The following is a 3207-nucleotide window of genomic DNA, read 5'->3' as shown; positions in this document are numbered from 1 at the left end:
TGCGGCTTCGTCGAGTAGCCGAATTGGAGGATCCGCTCACGCTCCGCGGCTGGGACCCCGGGCCCGGAGTCGGAGACCTCGATCGTGACGGTCCCTTCCTCCTCGTGAAGCTCGAGCGCGGCCCATTTGGGGGACTCCCCGCCAGCCGCGGCGTCGATCGCGTTGTCCAGCAGGTTTCCCACGATGGTCACGAGATGCTCGGGTTCGAGGCCCGCCGCGCCGAGGCTTCCGGTCGCGTCCGCGTCGAGCTGGACCCCGCGCTCGTGGGCCTGGGCGGCCTTGCCCATGACGAGGGCCGCGAGAACGGGCTCCTGGACGGAGACCACGAGCTCGTTGGCGAGAGACTGGCTGAGCGAGAGGTCCTCGGTCGCGAACGCGAGCGCCTGGTCGGTGCGGCCCAGCTCGAGGAGCGAGACGATCGTGTGGAGCCGGTTGGCGTGCTCGTGGGTCTGGCTGCGCAGGGCATCGGAAAGGGTGCGCATCGTGGCGAGCTCCGAGCCGAGCGCCTCGATTTCGGTCTGGTCCCGCAGGGTCGCGACGGAGCCGAGCGAGCGTGGCCGCCGGGCCCCTGGGGAGGAGGCGGGCTCTTGGTTCACCACGAGCACGCGGTCCCTCGTGAGGTGGATCTCGTCGTGGGCCGTGCGCCCGCTCGCGAGGAGTTCGCGGAGGCTCTCGGGGAGGTCGAGGCTGCTCAGGAGGGGAGCCGCCGCCCCCGTCTGCGCCGCGGGGAGGCCTAGGAGTTCCGAGGCCTGGTCGTTGCGGATCACGAGCCTCCCGCGCGGATCGACCATGACGACTCCCTCGCGCACCGAGTGCAGCACCGACTCGTAGTACGCGAAAAGCTGGCTGAGCTGTTCGAGCCCGTACCCGTGGGTCGCAGCGGAGATCCGCCGCTCGAGGATGGCCGCCCCGAGCGAGCCGAGGAGCAGGACGACGATGGCGATGCCCAGCACCGCGGGGATCCGCGACGCGAGGGCGACGTCGAGATTCGTCACCGTGACCCCCGCCGCGACCATGCCGACCACGCGGCCCGAACCCGGCGCCTTGATGGGCACGATCGTCCGGACAGACGGCCCGAGCGTGCCCGTGTACGTCTCGGTGAACGGCTGGCCCGCGAGCGCCTGCGACGTCGAGCCGAGGTACTTGCCGCCGATCTCAGACGGGTTCGGGTGCGTCCAGCGGGTCCCGTCCGTCGCCATGATCGTGATGAAGTCGAGGCCCGCGTCCCCGATGACCTGGTTCGCGTACGGCTGGAGCGTCGGCGAGGGATCGGTCCCCGGCGCAGCGAGCGCCGCATTGGCCACGGTGGGGCTGTCCGCGATGGCCTGGGCCACGGAGAGCGTTCGCTGGCCGGCGGCCTGATGGAGCTGATCGCGCGCGTCGAGGAAGAACGCGGTACCGGCGAAGGCGGTGAAGAGCACGACCGCGACCACGAGGAGGAGGAAGAGCCGCCGCGCGAGGCTCAGCTGCCGCATCGCGCTCCTTTTCCGTGGGCCTGAATTCTGGTGGCCTGAATTCCGTGGGCCTGAAGCGGCCCGTTCCGCCGCGGCCGCGACCAATATGACCGCAATCGTGGCCTTTCTCACACTCTATTGGAAGGTTGTATGGCCGCGGTCACTTGGGACGCGGCGGAGACTCGAGGGAGAGGACACATGGCAACCGTGCCACTGGCGCCGGCAGAGAAGCCGGCGAAGAAGAAGGCCGATCGCACGCACTGGCTGTACATCGCCGTCATTGTCGCGGTGGTGCTCGGCGTCGTCGTCGGCCTCGTATTCCCCGGCAAGACCGGCTTCGCGGCCAGCCTTCAGCCGCTCGGAGACGCGTTCGTCAACCTTATCAAGATGATGATCGCGCCCGTGATCTTCTGCACGATCGTGCTGGGCATCGGCTCGATCGCGAAGGCGACCACGGTCGGCAAGGTCGGCGGCCTGGCCCTTCTCTACTTCATGGTCATGAGCACGTTCGCCCTCGGCATCGGGCTCGTGGTGGGCAACATCATCCACCCCGGCGAGGGCCTCAACCTCAAGGACGCCACGTACAAGGCGCCCGCGTCCGCCGACACGACGAACTTCCTGCTCGGGATCATCCCGAACACGCTCGTCTCCTCCCTCACGTCGGGGCAGGTGCTCCAGACGCTCTTCGTCGCGCTCCTCGTGGGCTTCGCGCTCCAGCGCATGGGCAAGACCGGCGCGCTGCTCCTCGACTTCATCCGGCAGGCGCAGACGCTCGTGTTCCGCATCCTCGTCATGATCATGTGGGTCGCGCCGATCGGCGCGTTCGGTGCGATCGCCGCCGTCGTCGGCAACACGGGCTGGAAGGCGGTGCTGAGCCTGCTCACCCTCATGATCGCGTTCTACATCACGTGCATCCTGTTCGTCGTGGTGATTCTTGGCGCGATCCTGCGGGCTGTGGCGGGCGTGAACATCTTCCGGCTCATGAAGTACCTCGCCCGCGAGTACCTCATCATCGTTTCGACGTCCTCCTCCGAGGCCGCGCTCCCGCGGCTCATCGCCAAGATGGAGCATCTGGGCGTGTCCAAGCCCGTGGTCGGCGTGACCGTCCCCACTGGGTACTCGTTCAACCTCGACGGCACGGCGATCTACCTGACCATGGCTTCGCTCTTCATCGCGACGGCGATGGGCCAGCCCATGAACCTGGGCGAGCAGATCGCGCTCCTCGTGTTCATGATCGTCGCGTCGAAGGGAGCTGCCGGCGTGAGCGGCGCTGGTCTCGCGACGCTCGCCGGCGGACTGCAGTCGCACGCCCCGCAGCTCGTGGGCGGCGTGTCCTTCATCGTGGGCATCGACCGGTTCATGTCCGAGGCCCGCGCGCTCACGAACTTCACGGGCAACGCCGTGGCGACCGTGCTCATGGGCGTGTGGACTCGCGAGATCGACCGCGACCGCGTGGGCGAGGTCCTCTCCGGCCGACTCCCGTTCGACGAGGCGACGATGCTCGCGGGCCACGGGCACGGCGAGGCGACGGACGGCGACGCAGTGGACGGCGAGGCAGCGAACGGCGAGGCAGCGAACGACGGCGACGGCTCGCCCCGCGCGGTCGGCGCATCGGAGCCAGCCCGCGCCTGACCGTCCAGAGGTCACGTCCCGTGGGTGGGACCTCATCCAGAGGTCACGTCTCGTGGGTGAACCGCGCCCCGGAAGTTGGAGTGGATATTTCAGCTTCTGGGGGCGCGGTTCGCGTTATGAG

Annotated in this window: 2 protein-coding genes; one reads left to right on the top strand and one right to left on the bottom strand. The window is 68.7% G+C overall.

Going from position 1 to position 3207, the window contains the following annotated elements:
* The coding region (locus ACLN58_RS20025; RefSeq protein ID WP_415856991.1) for an ATP-binding protein at window positions 1–1475 on the bottom strand (1475 nt) is incomplete at its 3' end.
* A 177-nt stretch (window positions 1476–1652) separates the two neighbouring features.
* On the opposite strand from ACLN58_RS20025, the gene ACLN58_RS20020 reads away from it, so the two are divergent.
* The gene (locus ACLN58_RS20020; RefSeq protein ID WP_415856990.1) at window positions 1653–3086 is read left to right on the top strand and encodes a cation:dicarboxylate symporter family transporter; all 1434 of its coding nucleotides are present in this window, start codon (window positions 1653–1655) and stop codon (window positions 3084–3086) included.
* Window positions 3087–3207 lie beyond the last annotated feature (121 nt).

Source organism: Sinomonas sp. G460-2, assembly GCF_047759905.1.
In the GTDB taxonomy this organism is placed as follows: domain Bacteria; phylum Actinomycetota; class Actinomycetes; order Actinomycetales; family Micrococcaceae; genus Sinomonas.
Note: the sequence above shows the minus strand (reverse complement) of the source record. Positions and strands in the feature narration are given on the sequence as shown.